The 22006-nt window shown below is 63.3% G+C and carries 23 protein-coding genes and 1 pseudogene; 5 read left to right on the top strand and 19 right to left on the bottom strand.

Features of this window, described 5'->3' with window-relative positions; genetic code table 11:
• Positions 1–35 precede the first annotated feature (35 nt).
• Positions 36–998 (top strand): amino acid ABC transporter permease, encoded by a 963-nt coding sequence (locus tag CAF92_RS06500; protein WP_025340922.1) that lies wholly within the window; start codon positions 36–38, stop codon positions 996–998.
• Entirely contained in the window at positions 991–1725 is a 735-nt protein-coding gene (locus CAF92_RS06495; protein ID WP_013974550.1) for an amino acid ABC transporter ATP-binding protein, read from the top strand. Before CAF92_RS06500 ends, CAF92_RS06495 begins: the two co-directional genes overlap by 8 nt.
• A 133-nt stretch (positions 1726–1858) precedes the next feature.
• Here the strand turns inward: CAF92_RS06495 and CAF92_RS27795 are convergent, their stop codons facing one another.
• The 12 genes and pseudogenes from CAF92_RS27795 to ubiE form a co-directional block, all read right to left on the bottom strand.
• Positions 1859–2563, bottom strand: a complete 705-nt coding sequence (locus tag CAF92_RS27795; protein ID WP_371916236.1) for a methyl-accepting chemotaxis protein — start codon at positions 2561–2563, stop codon at positions 1859–1861.
• 198 nt (positions 2564–2761) lie between these two features.
• A pseudogene (locus CAF92_RS27790) lies at positions 2762–3802 on the bottom strand (methyl-accepting chemotaxis protein); the annotation flags it as partial.
• Between the two features lie 263 nt (positions 3803–4065).
• The gene (locus tag CAF92_RS06485) at positions 4066–5982 is read right to left on the bottom strand and encodes a methyl-accepting chemotaxis protein (RefSeq protein ID WP_085599827.1); all 1917 of its coding nucleotides are present in this window, start codon (positions 5980–5982) and stop codon (positions 4066–4068) included.
• A 100-nt stretch (positions 5983–6082) separates the two neighbouring features.
• A complete protein-coding gene (locus CAF92_RS06480; protein ID WP_085599825.1) occupies positions 6083–6790 on the bottom strand; it encodes a 16S rRNA (uracil(1498)-N(3))-methyltransferase in 708 nt (235 codons plus the stop codon).
• On the bottom strand, positions 6787–7575 hold the full coding sequence (gene tatC / locus CAF92_RS06475) for a twin-arginine translocase subunit TatC (RefSeq protein WP_013974546.1): 789 nt from the start codon (positions 7573–7575) through the stop codon (positions 6787–6789). The genes CAF92_RS06480 and tatC overlap by 4 nt, the downstream gene beginning before the upstream one ends.
• Positions 7572–7949, bottom strand: coding sequence for a Sec-independent protein translocase protein TatB (gene tatB / locus CAF92_RS06470; RefSeq protein WP_025340918.1), 378 nt, complete (start codon positions 7947–7949; stop codon positions 7572–7574). Before tatB ends, tatC begins: the two co-directional genes overlap by 4 nt.
• Positions 7950–7952: 3 nt before the next feature.
• A complete protein-coding gene (locus tag CAF92_RS06465) occupies positions 7953–8225 on the bottom strand; it encodes a twin-arginine translocase TatA/TatE family subunit (protein ID WP_003259853.1) in 273 nt (90 codons plus the stop codon).
• 154 nt (positions 8226–8379) lie between these two features.
• Entirely contained in the window at positions 8380–8715 is a 336-nt protein-coding gene (locus CAF92_RS06455) for a phosphoribosyl-ATP diphosphatase (RefSeq protein ID WP_046613456.1), read from the bottom strand.
• Between the two features lies 1 nt (position 8716).
• Complete coding sequence (gene hisI, locus CAF92_RS06450; protein WP_013974544.1) at positions 8717–9109, bottom strand: phosphoribosyl-AMP cyclohydrolase; 393 nt, start codon at positions 9107–9109, stop codon at positions 8717–8719.
• Positions 9110–9181: 72 nt separating this feature from the next.
• On the bottom strand, positions 9182–10801 hold the full coding sequence (ubiB, locus tag CAF92_RS06445) for a ubiquinone biosynthesis regulatory protein kinase UbiB (RefSeq protein ID WP_046613454.1): 1620 nt from the start codon (positions 10799–10801) through the stop codon (positions 9182–9184).
• Entirely contained in the window at positions 10798–11421 is a 624-nt protein-coding gene (locus CAF92_RS06440; RefSeq protein WP_085599823.1) for an SCP2 domain-containing protein, read from the bottom strand. Before CAF92_RS06440 ends, ubiB begins: the two co-directional genes overlap by 4 nt.
• Entirely contained in the window at positions 11421–12191 is a 771-nt protein-coding gene (gene ubiE / locus CAF92_RS06435; protein ID WP_046613452.1) for a bifunctional demethylmenaquinone methyltransferase/2-methoxy-6-polyprenyl-1,4-benzoquinol methylase UbiE, read from the bottom strand. The genes CAF92_RS06440 and ubiE overlap by 1 nt, the downstream gene beginning before the upstream one ends.
• A gap of 124 nt (positions 12192–12315) precedes the next feature.
• Here ubiE and CAF92_RS06430 point away from each other — a divergent pair, with 124 nt between their 5' ends.
• The 3 genes from CAF92_RS06430 to CAF92_RS06420 all read left to right on the top strand — a co-directional run bounded on the left by CAF92_RS06430 (position 12316) and on the right by CAF92_RS06420 (position 13941).
• A complete protein-coding gene (locus CAF92_RS06430; protein WP_015272091.1) occupies positions 12316–12591 on the top strand; it encodes a polyhydroxyalkanoic acid system family protein in 276 nt (91 codons plus the stop codon).
• A gap of 122 nt (positions 12592–12713) precedes the next feature.
• Positions 12714–13133 carry a phasin family protein gene (locus CAF92_RS06425; RefSeq protein WP_085599821.1) on the top strand — a complete coding sequence of 140 codons (420 nt, stop codon included), beginning with the start codon at positions 12714–12716 and terminating at the stop codon, positions 13131–13133.
• A 10-nt stretch (positions 13134–13143) separates the two neighbouring features.
• Positions 13144–13941 (top strand): phasin family protein, encoded by a 798-nt coding sequence (locus tag CAF92_RS06420; protein ID WP_085599819.1) that lies wholly within the window; start codon positions 13144–13146, stop codon positions 13939–13941.
• A 112-nt stretch (positions 13942–14053) separates the two neighbouring features.
• On the opposite strand, the gene CAF92_RS06415 is transcribed toward CAF92_RS06420, so the two are convergent.
• From CAF92_RS06415 to hslV, 7 genes are all read right to left on the bottom strand, one after another.
• Positions 14054–14668, bottom strand: coding sequence for a TetR/AcrR family transcriptional regulator (locus CAF92_RS06415; protein ID WP_025340913.1), 615 nt, complete (start codon positions 14666–14668; stop codon positions 14054–14056).
• A 13-nt stretch (positions 14669–14681) separates the two neighbouring features.
• Positions 14682–16364: a class II poly(R)-hydroxyalkanoic acid synthase gene (gene phaC, locus CAF92_RS06410; RefSeq protein ID WP_085599817.1), complete on the bottom strand. Its 1683-nt coding sequence runs from the start codon at positions 16362–16364 to the stop codon at positions 14682–14684.
• Positions 16365–16532: 168 nt separating this feature from the next.
• Complete coding sequence (gene phaZ / locus CAF92_RS06400; RefSeq protein WP_046613446.1) at positions 16533–17384, bottom strand: poly(3-hydroxyalkanoate) depolymerase; 852 nt, start codon at positions 17382–17384, stop codon at positions 16533–16535.
• Between the two features lie 61 nt (positions 17385–17445).
• Positions 17446–19125, bottom strand: coding sequence for a class II poly(R)-hydroxyalkanoic acid synthase (gene phaC / locus CAF92_RS06395; protein ID WP_046613445.1), 1680 nt, complete (start codon positions 19123–19125; stop codon positions 17446–17448).
• Positions 19126–19394: 269 nt separating this feature from the next.
• On the bottom strand, positions 19395–19772 hold the full coding sequence (locus tag CAF92_RS06390; RefSeq protein ID WP_003249306.1) for a gamma-butyrobetaine hydroxylase-like domain-containing protein: 378 nt from the start codon (positions 19770–19772) through the stop codon (positions 19395–19397).
• Positions 19773–19935: 163 nt separating this feature from the next.
• The gene (gene hslU, locus CAF92_RS06385) at positions 19936–21279 is read right to left on the bottom strand and encodes an ATP-dependent protease ATPase subunit HslU (protein ID WP_085599815.1); all 1344 of its coding nucleotides are present in this window, start codon (positions 21277–21279) and stop codon (positions 19936–19938) included.
• Between the two features lie 76 nt (positions 21280–21355).
• On the bottom strand, positions 21356–21886 hold the full coding sequence (gene hslV / locus CAF92_RS06380; protein WP_003249309.1) for an ATP-dependent protease subunit HslV: 531 nt from the start codon (positions 21884–21886) through the stop codon (positions 21356–21358).
• Between the last annotated feature and the right edge of the window lie 120 nt (positions 21887–22006).

Raw genomic sequence — 22006 nt, 5'->3', positions numbered from 1 at the left:
AACCCTGCGCGTTCGCATTTACGGAAGTACCCCACGTGATCAAACACAAGAAAGCCCAGTGGCCCTGGCACGGTTTGACTGCCCTGGTCCTGGTGGGCCTGGCGTTCAGCCTGTACATGGCCACCTCGATGATTTCCTACGAGTGGCGCTGGAACCGCGTACCGCAGTACTTCGCCTACAAGGCCGAGGAAGCACAGCGCGCCGCCGGTTACGGCACCGTGCAGGACATCGTCATCTCTGGCGACAATGCCCGTGTCACGCTCAAAGACGAGAGCGGCGCCGAGCAGGTGCTCGATGTTGCCAAGGACAGCCTGCAGCTGGCCCGCGGCGACGATGTTTCCGAAGGCGACCAGATTGGCGTCACCCGTCACTGGGCGGCCGGCCCGCTGGCCTGGGGCCTGTGGACCACGCTTTGGATTTCGGTGGTATCCGGTGCCCTGGGCCTGTTGATCGGCCTGTTCGCCGGCCTCTGCCGCCTGTCCAGCAACCCTACGCTGCGTGACCTGTCGACCGTGTATGTCGAACTGGTGCGCGGTACACCGCTGCTGGTACAGATCTTCATCTTCTACTTCTTCATCGGTACCGTGCTCAACCTGTCCCGCGAGTTTGCCGGGGTGGCTGCACTGGCGCTGTTCACCGGTGCCTACGTGGCCGAAATCGTTCGTGCCGGCGTGCAGTCCATCGCCAAGGGCCAGAACGAAGCGGCCCGCTCGCTGGGCCTGAACGCGGGCCAGTCGATGCGCCACGTGATCCTGCCGCAGGCCTTCAAGCGTGTGCTGCCGCCTTTGGCCGGCCAGTTCATCAGCCTGGTCAAGGACACCTCGCTGGTCTCGGTGATCGCCATTACCGAACTGACCAAGAGCGGCCGCGAGGCCATCACCACCTCGTTCTCGACCTTCGAGATCTGGTTCTGCGTGGCAGGCCTGTACCTGCTGATCAACCTGCCGCTGTCGCACCTGGCCAGCCGGCTCGAGCGGAGGCTTGCGCAAAGTGATTGAAGTCCGTGACCTGCTGAAAGTCTTCGACACCCGTGGCCACGTGGTACGGGCCGTGGATAACGTCACCACCCAGGTCGCCAAGGGCGAAGTGGTGGTGGTACTCGGCCCGTCGGGCTCGGGCAAGTCGACCTTCCTGCGCTGCCTCAACGGCCTGGAGCATTTCGACGAAGGCCATGTGGCCATCGACGGCCTGCAACTGGCCGATCCGAAAACCGACATCAACGCCTATCGCCGCGAAGTCGGCATGGTGTTCCAGCACTTCAACCTGTTCCCGCACATGACCGTGCTGGAGAACCTGTGCCTGGCACAGAAGGTGGTGCGCAAGCGCAACAAGGCCGACCGCGAAGCCAAGGCCCGGGCGCTGCTGGAGAAGGTGGGCATTGCGCAGAAAGCCAACGAATACCCGTCGCGCCTGTCCGGTGGCCAGCAGCAGCGGGTGGCGATCGCCCGAGCCCTGGCCATGGACCCGAAAGTGATGCTGTTCGACGAACCGACCTCGGCGCTCGACCCGGAAATGGTCGGCGAGGTGCTGGATGTGATGAAGACCCTGGCCCAGGAAGGCATGACCATGGTCTGCGTCACACACGAAATGGGCTTTGCCCGTGAAGTGGCGGACCGGGTGCTGTTCTTCGATCATGGCAAGCTGCTGGAAGATTCGGCGCCGGCTGCGTTCTTCGCCTCGCCGAAAGACCCGCGCGCGCAGGCGTTCCTACGCCAGGTGCTTTAACCGCAGGGGGCGCTTTGCGCCCCAATCGCCGGCAAGCCGGCTCCCACAGGATTACCACAGGTACTGAGAACTGTGCGGTCCCTGTGGGCGTTGGCTTGCCGGCGAATGGGCTGCAAAGCAGCCCCCCGCAAACTCAAATGCTGAATCGCCCCACCATCCCTCGCAACTGCTGCCCCAGCTGCTCCAGTTCCCCACTCGAAGCCGCCGTCTGCTCACTGGCCGCACTGGTCTGATCCGACACATCCCGCACATTCAGCACACTACGGTTGATCTGCTCGGCGACCACGCTCTGCTCTTCGCTGGCCGTTGCAATCTGCTGGTTCATGCCCTGGATGTTCGACACGGTATCAGTTATCTGGCTCAGGGCCTGCCCCGCCTTGCGGCTCAGCTCCACGCTCTGTTCGGTCAGGTTCTTGCTGTTGTCCAGCAAGCGGGTCACTTCGTCGGTGCCGCTGTGCAGGCTGTCGATAAGCTGGCCAATCTCTTCGGTCGCCGTCGATGTGCGCTGGGCCAAGCCGCGTACTTCGTCGGCCACCACGGCAAAACCACGTCCTGCTTCACCCGCCCGTGCCGCTTCGATCGCCGCGTTCAGGGCCAGCAGGTTGGTTTGCTCGGACACCGACTTGATCACATCGAGGATGCCGCTGATACGCTGGCTTTCGCCTGCCAGGTGCTGCATGGCTGCCAGGCAATGGTCCATCTGGCCGGCCAGTTGTTCGATACGGCCGATAGCTTCGGCCACTACCTGGTCGCCGACCTGCGCTTGCTGGTCGGCGTTGGTCGCTGCCAGCGAGGCCTGTTCAGCGTTCTGTGCCACTTCCTGCACGGTGGCGCTCATCTGGTTCATGGCCGTGGCCACCTGGTCGGTTTCCTCGCGCTGCTGGTTGATGCGCAACTTGGTGTCTTCGCTGCTGGCCGCCAACTGTGTGGCGGCCTGTGACAGCTGACCGACGCCCTGGTCGATGCCACCGATCAGCTCGCGCAGGCTCAAGGTCATTTCGCGCATGCTGGTTTGCAACTGGCCCATCTCGTCGCGGCGTTGTACCGGTTCGATCTGGCTCAGGTCGCCCATGGCGATGCGCCCGGCCACGGCCAAGGTTTGGCGCAAAGGCTGGGTGATCTGCAAAGTGATCAACCAGCCGGCCACCACACCTACGACTAACGCCAGCAGGGCTACTGTGGCCAGTAGCGAGCGTGCTTCGAGGGCTTCCCTGTCGCGCTGCTCGATCTTGCGTTTGCCAAGTTCCAGGCTGACCGCGCGCAGCTCGTTGCCCATGTTCTCCATGTTGTTTTGCAGCTGTTCAACACGCACTGCGGTCCGGCGATATTCATCCAGGCTGGCGCGATACCTGGCCAACTGCTCCCCGGGCTGCTGGGTGAGCGTACGGGGCAAGCCGAGTGGAGCAAGGCCTTTGAGCAATTGCGCAAGGCTGTTGTCAGCGGCATCCAGCGAAGCCTCGCCGACCTTGGCAAAGCTTTCCACGGGGGAGAAGGTATAGGCCGGAACGAGGCTCTGCTGGTTGGCACCATCGATATGACGGCTGAGCGTGTCCATCAGCCCCAGCACACCGCCTTGCTGGCTGTCAGCAGGCATTTTCAGCAGGGCCTGGGTCTGGAGATCATCGATTACTTCACTGAGCTTCTGCTCCTGTGCCAGCATGGCCTGGCGCAGGGCGATGCGCTTGTTGACAGTGTTTTCCAGCTCGCTGAAGTCGTCGCGCAGGCGCTGCAGCAATACCAGCTTTTCCGTCAGCATCTGCCGAGATTCATCCACGCTGCTGCGTTGCTGCAAGGTGGTCAGCATGCTGTCGAGCTGGTCGAGAATGTTGGCTATGCGCGTTCTGCTGGCGTCGTCGTTGAGCACACGGTAAGTGATGCGCTCTGCGCGCAGGTCTTTGGTCAGATCGTTGATCAGGCCGATTTCGCTGAGTTGCTGCGAGCGCACAATGGCGTCGTCCAGTGCACGCCAGCCACTGACAGTGGTGGCCAGGGTAAGCAGCAGGACTACGGCGAAGCCGAGAGTGAGCTTGGCTGCGACACTGATGTTGCCGAGCTTTCGGTTGAGGTAGCCGAGCATGAGGGATCTCCGTGCGATTGGGGGCGGGGGATGCAGGCGCATTGCTGGCATCACACCTTTGCCAATCGGCAGCGGAGCTGTAGGACTTGACCTGATAATCAGGTAGGAAATTTCACTTCATTAGGTGGGATTTATTGCTTGTACCGGCCTCTTCGCGGGCTCGCCCGCTCCCACAGGGATCGCACAGGCTTCAAGGGCCATGCAGTGCCTGTGGGAGCGGGCAAGCCCGCGAAGAGGCCGGCACAGATGGCTCATGCTTCAGATCACAGCCTGAACCGCCCCACCAACCCTTGCAGGTGGGTACCCAACCGCGCCAGCTCCATGCTGGAGCTGGCCGTCTCTTCACTGGCCGCCGAGGTCTGGTCAGAAATATCCCGCACGTTCATCACGCTGCGGTTGATCTCTTCTGCCACGGCCGTCTGTTCTTCAGCTGCCGTGGCAATCTGCTGGTTCATGGCCTGGATCGACGATACGGTCCGGGTGATGGTCTCCAGCGAGCTGCCGGCACGGCGGGTCAGTTCGACACTGCTGTCGGTCAACTGGCGGCTGCTGTCCATCACGCTGGCCACGCGCTGGGTGCCGCTCTGAAGCCCGGCAATCAGTTCTTCGATCTCTTCGGTCGATTGCTGGGTGCGCTGCGCCAGGCTGCGCACTTCATCGGCCACCACGGCAAAGCCACGCCCGGCTTCGCCGGCACGGGCCGCTTCGATCGCGGCGTTGAGGGCCAGCAGGTTGGTCTGCTGGGCCACCGACTTGATCACATCAAGCACGCTGCCAATCTTGTCGCTTTCGGCCTTGAGCTGGTTCATCGCTTCGCTGGAGTTGACCACTTCGCCGGCAAGGCGCTCGATCTGCGCTACCGCCTCGCCGACCACACGATCGCCTTCACGGGCTTGCTGGTCGGCCATCAACGCAGCTTCCGAGGCCTGTTCGGCATTGCGCGCCACCTCATGCACCGTGGCAGTCATCTGGTTCATGGCGGTCGCCACCTGATCAGTCTCGACCTTCTGGTTGTTGACCCCGGCACTGGTCTGCTCGGTCACCGCCGACAGCTCCTCGGCAGCGCTGGCGATCTGCGTGACACCATCACCGATGCCGCTGATCAGCTCGCGCAGGCCCTGGGTCATGCGATGCATGCTGGCTTGCAATTGGCCCAGTTCGTCGCGGCGTTGTACCTGCAGGTTCAGGGTCAGGTCGCCACTGGCCACGCGTTCGGCGGCGTGCAAGGTCTGGCGCAGCGGAATGATGATCTGCCGGGTGATGACCCAGGCCGCCAGCAGGCCTAGGGCCAGCGCCAGGACGGTCGCCACGGCGAGCAGGGTCTTGGCCTGGGTAGCCCCGGCGTCACGCACAGCGGTTTGCGAGGTGGTCATCGCCTGGCTGGTCTGCAGCAGTACCGTGCCGTGTTCGACCATGCTCTGCAGGGCCTGCTCACTGGCGACCTGGGCATTGCCGAACTGGGTGACCGCGTCGCGGTAGCCTGCCAGGGCGGTGGTGGCATCGTCCAGGCTGGCAGCGTGCTCCGCTGGTACTTTGGCCGGCAGCGCGCGCAGCTCGGCCAAGGCCTGGTCGATGGCCTTCAGCGCCGTTTGCTGGTAGTCGGCGTTGCCGCTGTAGGTATAGCCGCGTACCTGGAAGCGCGCCTGCTGCAACAGGGCGCTGACTTCCACTGCGTGCTGGTACTGGCTGATATCGCCACCCTGCAGCAGGCCGCGTTGCACCCGGGCAATCAGCTCCGCGGCCTTGTCGGCAGTGTCGCCAAGCACGGCGCGGCTGGCCTCGCGGCGTTGGCCGGCCTGTTTCAGCTCGTTGAATGCCTGCTGATAGCCGCGCACGGCCTCGCGCTGCTGCTCAAGGCGTTGACTGTCAGCGGGCTGCTCGATCTGCCCGAGCATGAACTGTACCTGGCGGTCGAGGTTGCCCAGGGCCTTTTCCAGCTCTGCCACCGAGGCTTCGTCAGGCTGGCGCTGGTAATGCTGACGGGCGATGCGCAGCTCCTGGGTGTACTGCTGGATGACCGAGATGTTCCCCAGCTTGTCGCCACGGTTGATGATGCTGTCCATGCCGTGCCAGCCGGCCAGGGTGATGGCCAGTGTCAACAGCAGCACCAGGCCGAAGCCCAGCCCCAGTTTGCGATTGACGCTCACATTGCCCAATGATTGGGCGAACCATTGATACATGTACGACTCCCCGGCGCCTTGGCAGCACGATTAATTGTTGTGTTGCCAAGACAATCGGCCTGGGGAAGGGAAACTTTATGGGTGAAAGTTGACTTGTGTGTCAGAAAATCCGTGAAAGCAACGCTGTCACCGCGGTTTCTACCCGCAGGATGCGGTCGCCCAGCTGGACCGGAGCCAGGCCGGCCTTGCCCAGCAGGTCCACCTCGTAGGGGATCCAGCCGCCCTCCGGGCCAATGGCCAAGGTCACTGGCTGCTCCACTGCACGCGGGCAGGCGGCGTAGGGGCCGGGGTGCCCGACCAGGCCCAGGGTGCCTGCGGCGATGGCCGGCAGACGGTCTTCGACGAACGGCTTGAAGCGCTTCTCGATGATCACTTCGGGCAGCACAGTGTCGCGGGCTTGTTCCAGGCCCAGGATGAGGTTCTCGCGAATGCTGTCCGGGTGCAGGAAGGGTGTTTGCCAGAAGCTTTTCTCGACCTTGTAGCTGTTCAGCAAAATCAGCCGCGGCACGCCAAGGGTAGATACGGTCTGGAACAGCCGGCGCAGCATTTTCGGCCGAGGTACGGCCAGCACCAGTGTCAGCGGCAGCTTGGCCGGTGGCTGCTGGTCAAAGACGACTTCAAGTTCGGCTTCGTGCCTTTCCAGGCGTAGCACCGTGGCCTTTCCCATCAGGCCGTTGATACGGCCCACGCGCAGGTTGTCGCCCACCGCTACACGGTGGATGTCCTGCATGTGGGTGAAACGCCGGTCTGCGAGAACGACGCGTTCGGCCGACACGAAGTCGGCCTCTTCAAGGAGCAACAGGTTCACGGTTGGGTCGCTGGTGGCTGGTCGTTGTGGTCGTTGGCGGTTTCGTCGTGGGCGCTGCGCTTGCGGATCAGACTGCCGCACAGCACGCCGATCTCGAACAGCAGCCACATGGGTACGGCCAGCAGGGTCTGAGAGAAGATGTCCGGTGGGGTAAGGACCATGCCGACCACGAAGCAGCCGATGATCACGTAGGGGCGAATCTTCTTCAGGTACTTGACGTCGACCACGCCGATCCATACCAGCAGCACCACCGCTACCGGGATTTCGAAGGCCACGCCAAAGGCGAAGAACAGTGTCATCACGAAGTCGAGGTAGCTGGCGATGTCGGTCATCATCGACACGCCTTCCGGTGTGGCGCTGGCGAAGAAGCCGAAGATCAGCGGGAACACCAGGAAATAGGCGAAGGCCATGCCGGCGTAGAACAGGAAGATGCTGGAAACCAGCAGCGGAATGGCAATGCGCTTTTCATGCCGGTACAGCCCGGGTGCGATGAAGCCCCAGATCTGCTGCAGGATGAACGGGATCGCCAGGAACAGCGAGACGATCATGGTTAGCTTGAACGGCGTGAGGAACGGAGAGGCCACATCGGTGGCAATCATCGTGGCATTGGCCGGCAAGTGCTCGCGCAGCGGCGCGGAGACCAGGGTGTAGATCTGCTGGGCAAAGGAGAACAGCCCGGCAAAGATCAGGAAAATGACGGCAACGCAACGCAGCAGGCGGGTGCGCAGTTCGGTCAGGTGCGAAACCAGCGGCATTGGCTGGTCGTGTTCCGGATTTTCGCTCATGGGGCTCGCGGCGGTTGAGGCGGTTCAGAAGGCGTGGCCGGGGTGGCAGCGGTCTCGACCGGCCTGGCTTCGAGCCCGGCGGGCGGCTGAACGGTTGCGGTGGTAACAGGTGGCTGCGCCGGTGGCGTCATCGGGTTGAGGATGCGCTTGGCCTCCTCTTCCATCTGCAGGATGTGTTCGTTATGCAGCTGGCGGCGGATTTCGTCGGCGCCGATTTCGCGTTCCACTTCCATCTTGATGCTGTTGAAGCTGCGTTTGAGCCGGCCGATCCACAGGCCTGCCGTGCGCGCGGCACCGGGCAGGCGCTCGGGGCCGAGCACCAGCAGGGCGACCAGGCCGACGAGCAGCAGCTCGCTGAAACTGATGCCGAACATAGGTCAGTCTTTCCGCTGCGGCTCTTGGACCGGCTGGGCCTGGCCTTCGATGGTGTGGCCCTGGTTCTGCTGGGCAGTATTCTGCACTGGTGGAACGGGTTGGGCAGGCGGCGGGGTCTGCTCGGCCGGCTTGTTCTCTTCATCGCTCATGGCCTTGCGGAAGCCTTTGATCGACTCGCCCAGGTCACTGCCGAAATTCTTCAGCTTCTTGGTGCCGAACACCAGGACCACGACCACCAGCAGGACGATCCAGTGTTTCCAGTCAAAGATACCCATTTCGTACTCCTGAAAAATGTGTGTACAGCAAATCGATCCGGCAACACGGCCCCTGTGGGAGCGGGCATGCCCGCGAACACCGGCGTAGCCGGTGCCATGCACCGCGTCGCATTCTTCGCGGGCACGCCCGCTCCCACAGGCGCCCCAAAATACGTCAGGCAGAAGGCGTTCGTGCCGCCTTCTCATCATGCCCGGAAAGCCCGAAACGGCGTTCCAGCTCATCTAGCACGGCCTGTGGATGCTGGCCCAGCGCGCTGAGCATTACCAGGCTATGAAACCACAGGTCGGCGGTTTCGTAGATGACATCGCTGTAATCCTTGCTGACCGCCGCGTCCTTGGCGGCAATGATCGTCTCGACCGACTCTTCGCCGAGCTTTTCGAGGATCTTGTTCAGGCCCTTGTGGTACAGGCTGGCCACGTAGGAGCTGTCGGGCGCCGCTTGCTTGCGTTCTTCAAGCACTTCGGCAAGGCGGTTGAGGGTGTCGCTCATGTCAGTGTCCTGCGCTGTAGATGGCATCCGGGTCTTTCAGGACCGGGTCGACGGTTTTCCACTGGCCGTCTTCGAAGACGCGGTAGAAGCAGCTTTCCCGGCCGGTATGGCAGGCGATATGGCCCAGTTGCTCGACCATCAGAATGATCACATCGGCATCGCAGTCCAGGCGCATTTCATGCAGCTTCTGCACATGCCCGGACTCCTCACCCTTGCGCCACAGCTTGCCACGCGAACGCGACCAGTAGATGGCGCGTTGCTCGGCGGCGGTCAGGGCCAGCGATTCGCGGTTCATCCAGGCCATCATCAGCACGCGTCCGGTCTTGTGGTCCTGGGCGATCGCCGGTACCAGGCCCTCGCTGTTCCACTTGATCTCGTCCAGCCAGTCTTTCATCGTCGACTCCAAAGCGGGCCCGCTCCTGTGCCGGGCCCTTTGCGCTAGTGTGCCAGCCATGGGCGCGGCTGGCTATTGGCGCACGATCAGGTAAAGGCCGGCGGCCAGCATCAGCCAGGCCGGCCAGGCGGCAGGGGCGGCCAGGCTGGCATCTGCGGCGGCACCAGCGGCCAGTACCGCACCACCGCCGAGCAGGCCGGCGCCGAGCAGGCGCAGCGCCCAACGGTCGCCCTGGCGGCGCCGCTCCGGCAGTTGCGGATCGTGCAGGTGCGGTTGCGACAGGCGCTCGAGCAGGTCGCGGGCCATGTCTGCCAGGTGCGGCAGTTGCTCGACCTGGCTGTGGATGTTGCCGAGCACGGCCTTGGGGCTCATGCGGTCGCGCATCCAGCGCTCGAGGAATGGCTTGGCGGTGCTCCACAGGTCCAGCTCCGGGTACAGCTGACGGCCCAGGCCTTCGATGTTGAGCAGGGTCTTCTGCAGCAGGACCAGCTGCGGCTGCACTTCCATGTTGAAGCGCCGGGCGGTCTGGAACAGGCGCATCAGCACCTGGCCAAAGGAAATATCCTTTAACGGTTTTTCGAAGATCGGCTCGCATACGGTGCGGATCGCCGCTTCGAACTCGTTGACCTTGGTGTGCGCCGGCACCCAGCCCGAGTCGATGTGCAACTGGGCGACGCGGCGGTAGTCACGCTTGAAGAAGGCGATCAGGTTGCGCGCCAGGTAGTCCTGGTCCTCGTCGGTCAGGCTGCCGACGATGCCGCAGTCGATGGCGATGTACTGCGGGCTCCATGGTTTGACCGTGCTGACGAAGATGTTGCCGGGGTGCATGTCGGCATGGAAGAAGCTGTCGCGGAACACCTGGGTGAAGAACACCTCCACGCCTCGTTCGGCCAGCAGCTTCATGTCGGTGCGCTGGTCGGCCAAGGTGGCCATGTCGGTCACCGGCACGCCATAGATGCGCTCCATCACCAGCACCTTGGGACGGCACAGGTCCCAGTACACCTGGGGCACGTACATCAGCTCGGAGCCTTCGAAGTTGCGCCGCAGCTGGCTGGCGTTGGCCGCTTCGCGCAGCAGGTCGAGCTCGTCGTAGATTGTTTTTTCGTAGTCGCCGACGATTTCCACAGGGTGCAGGCGGCGGGCATCAGCCGAAGCGCGCTCGGCAGCCTTGGCGATCAGGAACAACCATGCCAGGTCCTGGGCGATCACCGGCTTCAGGCCCGGGCGTACCACCTTGACCACCACTTCCTCGCCACTTTTCAGGCGCGCAGCGTGCACCTGGGCCACCGAGGCCGATGCCAGCGGCTCGACGTCGAAGCGGCTGAACAGTTGCGTTACCGGGGCGCCTAGCTGTGCCTCGATCAGCGCCACGGCCTGCTTGGGGTCGAACGGCGGCACGCGGTCCTGCAGCAGCATCAGCTCATCGGCAATGTCGTTGGGCAGCAGGTCTCGGCGGGTGGACAACAATTGGCCGAACTTGATGAAGATCGGCCCCAGGTCCTGCAGGGCCAGGCGCAGGCGCGCGCCACGGCTGAGCTCGGACGGCTTGCGCGGCAACCAGCGCCACGGCATCAGCAGGCGCAGGCTCATCAGCCACCAGGGCAGCGGCAGGTCGAACAGCAGGTCATCGAGACGGTAGCGGATCACCACACGCTGGATGCGAAATAGACGGCGGACGGCGAGCAGCTTCATGCGTTATCGCTGGTATCAAGGGTTCGGGAAAGGCGCTTGAGACGCGCCTCGAGTCGTTCTGTATCGAGCTTCAGGGCATCGAGCTCGCTGAAGGCGGCTTCGGCTTCGCGCTTGCCGACCAGAGTGCGGGACTCTTCGGCCAGGTACTCGGAAAGGTTCTGGCTGAAGCGCGCCAGGCCCTGACGGGTCCAGCGTGCGCGCAGGCGGATGTGGCCGGCCAGCAGCGCCGTGGCGACCGGGCCGAGCCAGCGTTGCAGCTCGTGCTCCCAGTCCAGCTCCAGGTCCTGCAGCACACCGAACAGGTCGAGCAGCACGGCGCTGTCGCCATGCAGTTCCACTTGCGGGCTGTGCAGCACGGCAGTCTTGTCCCTGGCCAGGGCCAGTTGCGCCAGGCTGCCGGCCGGGGCGCGCAGGCTGCAGTCGACCTCGCCTTGCCAGTGGGCGGCGAGCATCAGGCCCTCTTCATCGGGCAGGATGAACACCTGCAGGGCCGGTTGGCGGCAGTCGATCTCGATGACCTTGCCCTCGAGCGCGGCCAGCCGCGGCAGTGCCGTGCTGTCCATGCGCAGGACGCGGTTCAGGCCATGTTCGACGCTGGCGAACAGCCCGGCCAGCAGCATCAGGGTTTGATTCCCCGGTGCACGGCAACGATGCCACTAGTCATGTTGTGATAGGTGACGCGGTCGAAACCGGCATCGACCATCATGGCCTTCAGGGTTTCCTGATCGGGGTGCATGCGGATCGACTCGGCGAGGTAACGGTAGCTCTCCGAGTCGTTCGTGATCAGCTTGCCGGCCAGCGGCATGAAGGCGAACGAGTAAGCGTCGTAGGCCTTGGACATCAGCTTGTTGGTAGGCTTGGAGAACTCCAGCACCAGCAGGCGACCGCCCGGCTTGAGCACGCGCAGCATCGAGCGGATGGCTTCGTCCTTGTGGGTGACGTTGCGCAGGCCGAAGGCAATGGTCACGCAGTCGAAGTGGTTGTCCGGGAATGGCAGCTTCTCGGCGTCGGCCTGGACGAACTCGATGTTGCCGGCCACGCCACGGTCGAGCAGGCGGTCACGGCCCACCTTGAGCATTGATTCGTTGATGTCGGCCAGCACTACCTGGCCGGTCGGGCCGACCAGCCGCGAAAACTTGGCGGCCAGGTCGCCGGTACCGCCGGCGATGTCCAGTACACGATTGCCGGCGCGTACACCCGACAGCTCGATGGTGAAGCGCTTCCACAGGCGGTGCATGCCGCCGGAAAGCACGTCGTTCATCAGGTCATACTTGGCCGCTACCGAGTGGAACACCTCGGCGACTTTCTTCGCCTTCTGGCTTTCAGGGACGTCCTGGTAACCGAAATGGGTGGTGGGTTCGGCGTGGTCGCCTTTGCGCTGGTCGTTCATATCGCTTCACCGGAAAAAATTACCGCCATTCTAGGGCGAACGGGCGGATTTGTCTTGGCGGGGTGTGCCAGTGGGCGGGGGCGGGCATAATGCTCATTATGTCTTCATCTTCAGGAACACCCGCATGACCCAGATCAGCGTCGAACGCAAACATTCCCTCGGCCGCGATGCCGCCCGTGCCAAGGCTGAAGCGCTGGTCGACAAACTGACCCGCGAGTACGACCTCAAGGCCACCTGGAACGGTGACCGGGTCGACGTGGCGCGCAGCGGTGCCAACGGCAGCGTGCACATCTTCGATGACCGCATCCGTGTCGAATTGAAGCTGGGCATGATGCTTTCGATGATGAGCGGCACCATCAAGGGCGAGATCGAGCGGGCGCTGGACAAAGCCCTGGCCTGAGCCCTTCCCGGGCCATGCTCCTTCACCTTAGGGTGAAGATTCTAATTTCCCTCTCTACCTTGTGCTCAAGCCCAACCTCCATGGGCGGTTCCTCCTCCACTCATGAGCATGAGGTACAGAGCATGGCCAAAGTGACTGTGAAGAAAAAGGACGACGCCCCGGGCACGCTGGGCGAGGTGCGCGGCTACGCGCGCAAGATCTGGCTGGCGGGCATCGGCGCCTATGCGCGTGTGGGCCATGAAGGCTCCGACTACTTCAATGAGCTGGTCAAGGCCGGCGAAGGCGTCGAGAAGCGTGGCAAGAAGCGCATCGACAAGGAGCTCGATGCTGCCAACAACCAGATCGACGAAGCCACCCAGGAAGTCAGTCGCGTACGCGGCAAGGTCGAAGTTCAACTGGACAAGATCGAAAAAGCTTTCGACGCGCGGGTAGGTCGCGCCTTGAATCGCCTTGGCATTCCGTCTAAACATGACGTTGAGGCGTTGTCCATCAAGCTTGAACAGCTGCACGAGCTGCTCGAGCGCGTCGCGCACAAACCATAAGGAGAGCAGGATGGCTGGCAAGAAGAATTCAGAGAAAGAAGGCAGCTCCTGGGTCGGCGGGATCGAGAAGTACTCCCGCAAGATCTGGCTGGCTGGGCTTGGTATCTATTCGAAGATCGACCAGGACGGCCCGAAGCTGTTCGACTCGCTGGTGAAGGATGGCGAGAAGGCCGAGAAGCAGGCGAAGAAGACCGCCGAAGATGTCGCTGAAACTGCCAAGTCGTCGACCACTTCGCGTGTGTCGGGCGTGAAGGACCGTGCGCTGGGCAAGTGGAGCGAACTCGAAGAGGCCTTCGACAAGCGCCTGAACAGCGCCATCTCGCGCCTTGGCGTGCCGAGCCGCAACGAGATCAAGGCCCTGCACCAGCAGGTGGATAGCCTGACCAAGCAGATCGAGAAACTCACCGGTGCCTCGGTTACGCCGATTTCGTCGCGCGCTGCGGCCAAACCGGCTGCGAGCAAGGCGGCCAAGCCACTGGCCAAGACGGCAGCGGCCAAGCCTGCGGCAAAAACCGCGGCAGCCAAGCCGGCAGCCAAAACTGCTGCGGCAAAACCTGCCACCAAGGCGGCTGCCAAACCTGTAGCAGCCAAACCAGCGGCGAAACCGGCAGCGGCCAAGCCTGCGGCAGCCAAGCCTGCGGCAGCCAAGAAACCTGCGGTGAAGAAAGCACCGGCGAAACCGGCAGCCGCCAAGCCGGCAGCCCCAGCGGCCAGCGCCGCTCCGGTCGCTAGCGCAGCTCCTGCACCAACCGCGGCTCCGGCCAGCAACCCACCTTCGGCACAGACAGGCACCGGTACCCTGATCTGATACCGCGTCGCCTTCTTCGCGGGTAAACCCGCTCCCACAGGTACTGCACCGTACCTGTGGGAGCGGGTTCACCCGCGAATGCGTCGGCTGCTGCAATACATTCCTGTCAGGCTTAACCCTCCAGGTAGCGCACCGCCAACTGCTCCGCTGCCCCCCGCGCCTGAGCCTGCAAATGCGGCGCCACCAGCATCATCACCTGGTACACCACAATCCCCACATCCCCCTCGCGCCCCAGTACCCGCTGATAATCCAGCGAGAACATCAGTGTCAAAGTGATCTGCTCCACCAGTTGCCCCAGCGCCTGGGTCTCGCTCTCCACCAGCCCCTGGCCCTTGAGGCTGGCCAGCAATGCCGCCAGCGTGCGCTTGAGCGCGTTGATCAGGCTACGCATGCCGCGGGCCAGCTTGGGCAGGCGCCCAGTCAGGTTCGACAGGTCCTGGAACAGGAAGCGGTACTGCGCCATGCGTTCGACGATCAGGTGCAGGAACAGCCAGTAATCCTCGGCGTCCAGGCGTACCTCCAGCGGCGGGTCGAGCAAGGGCATCAGCGCTTCTTCGAAGCGCTCGAACAGCCCCAGCACCAACGGCTCCTTGCCGTGGAAGTGGTAGTAGAGGTTGCCGGGGCTGATACCCAGTTCGTTGGCAATTTCCAGGGTGGATACGTTCGGTTCGCCCTGCTGGTTGAACAACTGCAGGGCACATTCGAGGATTCGGTCGCGAGTCTTCATCCAGTCGGCATGCTCATCGGGTCAGCACGTAGGTGCCCGGCGCAGGGCCCAGTGGTGGGTAGGTGGCATTGCCCAGTTCACTGCGCGGTGCCTTGAGGGGACCGGAGCGCGGTGTGATCCACTCCAGCCACAACGGCCACCAGCTACCTTCGCTGCGCTTGGCGTCGTGGAACCAGGCACGCGGGTCGCTGGACAGCTTGGGGTTGGCCAGGTAGTAGGCCTTGGGGTTGCCGGGCGGGTTGATGATGCTCTGGATGTGCCCGCTGTTGGCCAGCACGAAGCGCCGGTCACCGCCCAGCAGCAAGGCCGAGCGGTACACGGCGTCCCATGGGGTGATGTGGTCGTTGCTGCCGGCCACGGTGAAGCTGTCCAGTTCGACCTTCTGCAGGTCGATGGGGGTGCCGCACACTTCCAGGCCGGCGGGGTGGGTCAGCGGGTTGAGCTTGAAGAAGTCCAGCAGGTCGCCATGCAGCGCGGCGGGCAGGCGCGTGCTGTCGGCGTTCCAGTACAGGATGTCGAAGGCTGGTGGTGTCTTGCCGAGCAGGTAGTTGTTTACCCAGTAGTTCCATATCAGGTCGTTGGGCCGCATCCAGGCGAAGATCCGTGCCACCTCGGCGCCATCCAGCACGCCGCGCTGGTAGGAGCGGCGCTTGGCGGCTTCGATGGTCTGCTCGTCGGCGAACAGGCTGGCGGGGCTTTCGAACTTGCTGTCCAGCAGGCTGACCAGGTAGGTGGCGCTGCGCACCCGGCGCAGCTGGTGCTTGGCTTGCAGGTGGCCCTGCAGCGCGGCCATGGTCAGGCCGCCGGCGCAGGCCCCCATCAGGTTGGGGTCGCGGTTGCCACTGATGCTCCGGCAGGCGTTGAGCGCTTCTTCCAAGGCCTGCACGTAGCTGGACAGGCCCCATTCGCGGTGGCGCGGGTCGGGGTTGCGCCAGCTGACCATGAAAACCTGCAGGCCACTCTTGAGCATGTACTGGACAAAGCTGTTGGTCGCGCTGAGGTCGAAGATGTAGAACTTGTTGATCTGTGGCGGCACCACCAGCAGTGGCCGGGCGTACTGCTTTTCGCTCATCGGCTTGTACTGGATCAGCTCCAGCAGCTCGTTGCGAAACACCACGGCGCCGGCGGTCGCGGCCAGGTTGACGCCCACTTCGAAGGCGCGCTCGTCGACCTGGCGTGGCAGGCCGTTGTTGTGGCGCAGGTCATCGAGCAGATGGGCCATGCCGCGTACCAGGCTTTGGCCACCGCTGTTGAACAGTTCCTTGACTGCCAACGGGTTGAGCAGCGAGTTGCTCGGAGCCAAGGCATCGTTGATCAGGTTGAACAGAAAGTGCGCACGGGCCCGGTCATCATCGTCCAGGTGACTTTCCTCGATCCACAGGCGAGTTTGTTTCTGCCACGCCAGGTAGGCCTGCAGGCCGCGCCGGTAGAGCGGGTTCTGGCTCCATGTCGGGTCGTTGAAGCGCGGATCGCGCGGGTTCGGCTGAAACGGTGTGTCCCCCAGTATCACCCGGCCCAGTTGGCCCCCCAGTGCCAACAGGTGATGTGCGGTGTGCAGCGGGTGGCGCAGGCTCTGGCGGCTGACATTGCGCAGCGTGGAAATCAGGTCACGACCGCGCAGGCCGAGGATGGCGTTCTGCACGTTCATGCTGGTGGCGGGAAGCGTTGTCGTTCCTTTGGCCGGTTTGTCTTTCATGGCAACACTCCCTCGTCCTGACCTGGTGCCTCATGACTAAACATACTTACTGATTTAGCAGGGTATCTGTGGGAGCGGGTTCACCCGCGCACACCGGCGAAGCCGGTGCCATACACCGAGTTGGATTCTTCGCGGGTGAACCCGCTCCCACAGGCCCCCAAATCGCCCTCACACACCCGAAGCCGGGCGAGGATGCATGACGGCGCGCTGTCGTTCTTGCTGAAGGAACTTCATGATGATCGGCGCGACGGCCTCGGCCCGGGTGATCAGGAACAGATGGCCGTCGTCGATAATGTGTAGCTGGGCATTGGGAATTCGCCAGGCCAGCAGGCGCATGTTGATCAGCGGGATCAGCGGGTCGTCGTCGCCAGCCAGCACCAGGGTAGGCTGCTGGATCTTGTGCAGCCAGTGGATGCTGGTCCAGCCAAGCCCGGCGAACAGTTGCCAGTAGTAGCCCATTTTGCCGCCGGAGCGCACCTTGGCAGCATGGTGCATGGCCAGCTCCGGGTCGCGCCGGAAGCCGCCGCCATAGATCATCGGCGCAATGCGGATAACATGCGACGGCTGCACGTAACGCCGCGGGCTGGCCATCATCCACAACACCTTGGGCTTGCCCGGCACCATCACCGCACCGGCCGCAGTGGCGGCCAGTACCAGCTTCTTGCAGCGCTCGGGGTAATCGTGGGCAAACTGCTGGGCCAGGGCGCCGCCCCATGACACGCCGATGACATTGACCTGGCCGTAGTCGAGGTAGTCGAGCATGCGCGCCGTCAGTTTGGCCAAACCGGGGAAGCGATACGGGTGGCGGGGCGTGGACGAGCCGCCGACCCCGGGCACATCGAAGGCAATGACTTCCAGGTCCGGGTCCAGTGCTTCGATGAACGGGAACACCAGCTCCAGGTTGGCGCCGATGCCGTTGAAGATCAGCAACGGCGTCAGATGCGGTTTGCCCGGGCGGACGGCGGTGCGGATGGACTGATTGTCCAGCTCGACGGTCCTGAAGATGTAGGGTTGCGGCATGCGCGTGACTCATGGGGTGAAATGAACACCGTAGCCCCGCAGGGGGCAACGGCGCTGCAGCTCAACGTTCGTGAACGTAGGTGCCTGGGGCGGCTTCGCCTGCGGCATAGGCACGGTTGCCCAGGCGGGTCGGCGCCTTCTTCAGCTCGCCGGCGCGCTCGGCCAGCCAGCTCTGCCAGTGCAGCCACCAGGAGTCGGCATGCTTGGTGGCGTTCTCCTGCCAGGCCACTGGGTCACCCGGGCGATCGGCGCCGGTCATGAAGCGCGCCTTGGGGTTGCCCGGCGGGTTGAGGATGCTCTGGATATGGCCACTGTTGGACAGTACGAATTCGATCTTGCCGCCGAACAGGTGCGCCGAGCGATAGCAGGACTGCCAAGGGGTGATGTGGTCTGCGGTGCCGGCCACGCTGAAGATGTCGCACGGCACTTTCTTCAGGTCGATCGGGGTGCCGCACACTTCCAGGGCGTCCGGGCGGGTCAGCGGGTTGCTCTTGAACATCTCGATCAGGTCGCCGTGGAAGGCGGCCGGCAGGCGCGTGGTGTCGTTGTTCCAGAACAGGATGTCGAACACCGGCGGTTCGTTGCCGAGCAGGTAGTTGTTGACCCAGTAGTTCCAGATCAGGTCGTTGGGGCGCATCCAGGCGAACACCTTGGCCATCTCGCTGCCTTCGAGCACCCCGGCCTGGTAGGAGTGGCGCTTGGCGGCCTCCAGGGTCTGCTCGTCGACGAACAGGGCGACCTGGTTGTCCAGGGTGGTGTCCAGCACGCTGACCAGCAGGGTCAGGGCATTGACCTTGTTCTCGCCAAGGGCGGCATAGTGGCCGACCAATGCCGTGCAGGTGATGCCGCCGGAGCAGGCACCGAGCATGTTCAGGTCCTTGCTGCCGGTAATAGCCAGCACCGCATCGACCGCTTCCTTGAGGGCATCGATGTAGGTGGACAGGCCCCATTCGCGCTGGGCCTTGGTCGGGTTGCGCCAGCTGATGATGAAGGTCTGCTGCTGCGAGCGCAGGCAGTAGCGCGCCAGGCTCTTTTCCGGGCTCAGGTCGAATACGTAGAACTTGTTGATCTGCGGTGGCACCACCAGTAGAGGTCGGGCATGCACCTGCTCGGTGATGGGGCTGTACTGGATCAGCTCCAGCACGTCGTTGCGGTACACCACGGCACCTTCGCTGGTGCCCAGGTTCTTGCCCACTTCGAACGCGTCCATGTTCACCTGGCTGGGCATGCCACCGTTGTTGACCAGGTCCTTGGCCAGGTTGGACAGGCCATCGAGCAGGCTCTTGCCGCCGGTTTCGAAGAAACGTTTGACCGCTGCCGGGTTGGACAGGGTGTTGGTCGGGGCCATGGCTTCGGTCATCAGGTTGATGACGAACTGGCCGCGGCTGATGTCCTGGGGCGACAGGTCGCTGCTGCCGATCCAGTCCTGCAGCTCCTTGCGCCAGGCCAGGTAGGTTTGCAGGTAGCGGCGGTAAAGCGGGTTGTTGCTCCAGGCCGGGTCATTGAAGCGACGGTCGTCGCTTTCCGGGGCAAGGCTGGACTTGCCCAGCAGCACGTTCTTCAGCTCCAGGCCAAAGTGGGCCACATGCTTGGCGCTGTGCAGCGGTTGGCGCACGGCCTGGCGCAGCACGGTGCGTGCCGAGCTCAACAGGTCCTTGCGACGGATACCGATGACCGGGTTCAGCCCCAGGGTGTTTTCCGAGGCCTGCCGCTGCAGCTCATCATTGTTCTTGTTACTCATCTACGACGCTCCGTTGTCCTGAGACGAGTACCGGTTGCTGTGACGGGTGCACAGTTCTGAGCCCGGTACTGCTACTCGGGTGACCAGTGATAAGGAACAGCGGTGCTGCGAGGGTGCTGACTACCTGCAATTCGATGCAGGGAACTTGCCACCCCCCATTGGTTACCCGACTTTCATGTAATGCGCAAGACAGCCCGTCACTGGGCTGTCTGTAAGGCATTCAAACAGATGATTTTAGAAAATGCGCTCTAAATCCCGCAGGCCTTGCGCTAGAGCATGAGTTTGACCACCGACTCGGCGGGGTCGCGGGACTTCCCAGCCTTGTGCAGTTCGTCGAGGTACTCGGCCCACAGCTGTTCCTGGCGCAGACACAGCTGCTCGAGGTATTCCCAGGTGAACAGGCCGCTGTCATGGCCATCGTCGAAGGTCAGTTTCAGTGCATATTGGCCGGCAGGCTCCAGGCCGCTGAGGCCAACGTTGATCTTGCCGAACTGCAGGATGGGGTTGCCGTGGCCCTGGACCTCGGCGGAGGGAGAGTGCACGCGCAGGAATTCGGCGGGCAAGTGGTAGACCTCGCCGGGGGCGTAGGTGAGGCTGAGGGTTTTCGAGGCTTTGTGCAGGTTGATGGCGGTGGGCAGGCGGGCCATGGGCGGAATCTCTCGGGAGCTGATGGAGCAAGCTTCCAGCTTATGATGGAGGGATTCAAGGGCCTCTTCGCGGGCACGCCCGCTCCCACAGGATCACCACATGCTTTGGGTCTGTGGTGATCCTGTGGGAGCGGGCGTGCCCGCGAAGCAGTCGACGCCGTTTTTACAGGATGTAACGCGACAGGTCTTCGTTCTGCGCCAGCTCACCCAGGTGGCTGTTCACATACGCTGCGTCGATCTGGATCGGCGCTTCGTCATGAGTGCTGGCCAGGTCGCCAGCGCTGAACGACACCTCTTCGAGCAAACGCTCGAGCAGGGTGTGCAGGCGGCGGGCACCGATGTTCTCGGTCTTCTCGTTGACCTGGTAGGCAATTTCGGCCAGGCGCTTGATGCCGTCGGCGAGGAACTCGATGTTCAGGCCTTCGGTCTTGAGCAGGGCCTGGTACTGTTCGGTCAGCGACGCGTGCGGCTCCTGCAGGATGCGCTCGAAGTCTTCCGGAGTCAGTGCCTTGAGCTCCACACGGATCGGCAGGCGGCCTTGCAATTCGGGCACCAGGTCGCTCGGCTTGCTCAGATGGAACGCACCCGAGGCAATGAACAGGATGTGGTCGGTCTTGACCATGCCCAGCTTGGTGTTGACGGTGCAGCCTTCGATCAGCGGCAGCAAATCGCGCTGCACGCCTTCACGGGACACGTCGGCGCCGCCAACGTTACCGCGTTTGGCAACCTTGTCGATTTCGTCGATGAACACGATGCCGTGCTGTTCGACCGCTTCCAGGGCCTTGGCCTTGAGCTCTTCCTCGTTGACCAGGCGGCTCGCTTCTTCATCGCGAACCATCTTCAGCGCTTCTTTAACCTTCAGCTTGCGCGCCTTGCGCTTGCCTTTGCCCATGTTGGCGAACAGGCTCTGCAGCTGGTTGGTCATTTCTTCCATGCCGGGCGGCGCGGCAATTTCGACGCCCACGGCATCGGCCACTTCGATCTCGATTTCCTTGTCGTCCAGCTGGCCTTCGCGCAAGCGCTTGCGGAACAGCTGGCGGGTGTTGGAGTCGGTGCTGGTCTGCGCGGCTTCCTCGGCGAAGCTGCTGACCCGCGCCTGCGGCAGCAGGGCGTCGAGGATGCGGTCTTCGGCGGCGTCCTCGGCGCGGTGGCGCACGCGGATGATCTCTTGCTCACGCAGCATCTTCAGCGCGGCATCGGCCAGGTCGCGGATGATCGACTCGACGTCGCGGCCCACGTAGCCCACTTCGGTGAACTTGGTGGCTTCGACCTTGAGGAACGGCGCGTTGGCCAGCTTGGCCAGGCGGCGGGCGATCTCGGTCTTGCCGACGCCGGTGGGGCCGATCATCAGGATGTTTTTCGGGGTCACTTCTGTGCGCAGCTCGGCGGGGAGCTGCATGCGCCGCCAACGGTTGCGCAGGGCGATGGCCACGGCGCGCTTGGCGTCGTCCTGGCCGATGATGTGGCGGTTGAGTTCGTGGACGATCTCGCGGGGGGTCATGGACATGATGAAAATGGTCCTCGGGCGGAATGAATCAGCGTGGAAAAACCCCATCACCGGGATGAGGCGCCAGAACAGCTGATCAGTCGGCCAGGTCCTGCTCCTCGATGGTCAGGTTGTGGTTGGTGAACACGCAGATATCGCCAGCGATGTTCAGGGCGGTCTCGGCGATTTCACGGGCCGAGAGGTCGGTCTTGTTCAGCAGGGCGCGGGCTGCGGCCTGGGCGTAGGCGCCGCCGGAACCCATGGCGATCAGGCCGTCTTCGGGCTCGACCACATCGCCGTTGCCGGTGATGATCAGAGAGGCGTCCTTGTTGGCCACGGCCAGCATGGCTTCCAGGCGGCTCAGGGAACGGTCGGTACGCCATTCCTTGGCCAGTTCCACGGCGGCGCGGACCAGATGGCCCTGATGTTTCTCGAGCTGGCCTTCGAAGCGCTCGAACAGGGTGAACGCATCGGCGGTGGCGCCGGCGAAGCCCGCGATGACCTGGCCGTGGTACAGGCGGCGCACCTTCTTGGCGTTGCCTTTCATCACGGTGTTGCCGAGGGATACCTGGCCGTCGCCGCCCATGACGACTTTGCCGTTACGGCGGACAGAAACGATGGTGGTCAAGGGGAGAGTCTCCACGCAGCGGGGCGAAAGTGCCTGATGCAGACTCATATGGGGGTGGGGGGAAGGATTTCAACCGTGGGGGATGAATGGTCGGTGCAGGCTCAAGGTTGTACGCGGTCA

This window comes from Pseudomonas sp. B10(2017), assembly GCF_002113295.1.
Taxonomy (GTDB): Bacteria; Pseudomonadota; Gammaproteobacteria; order Pseudomonadales; family Pseudomonadaceae; genus Aquipseudomonas; species Aquipseudomonas pudica.
This window is presented reverse-complemented; position numbering and strand designations above follow the sequence as displayed.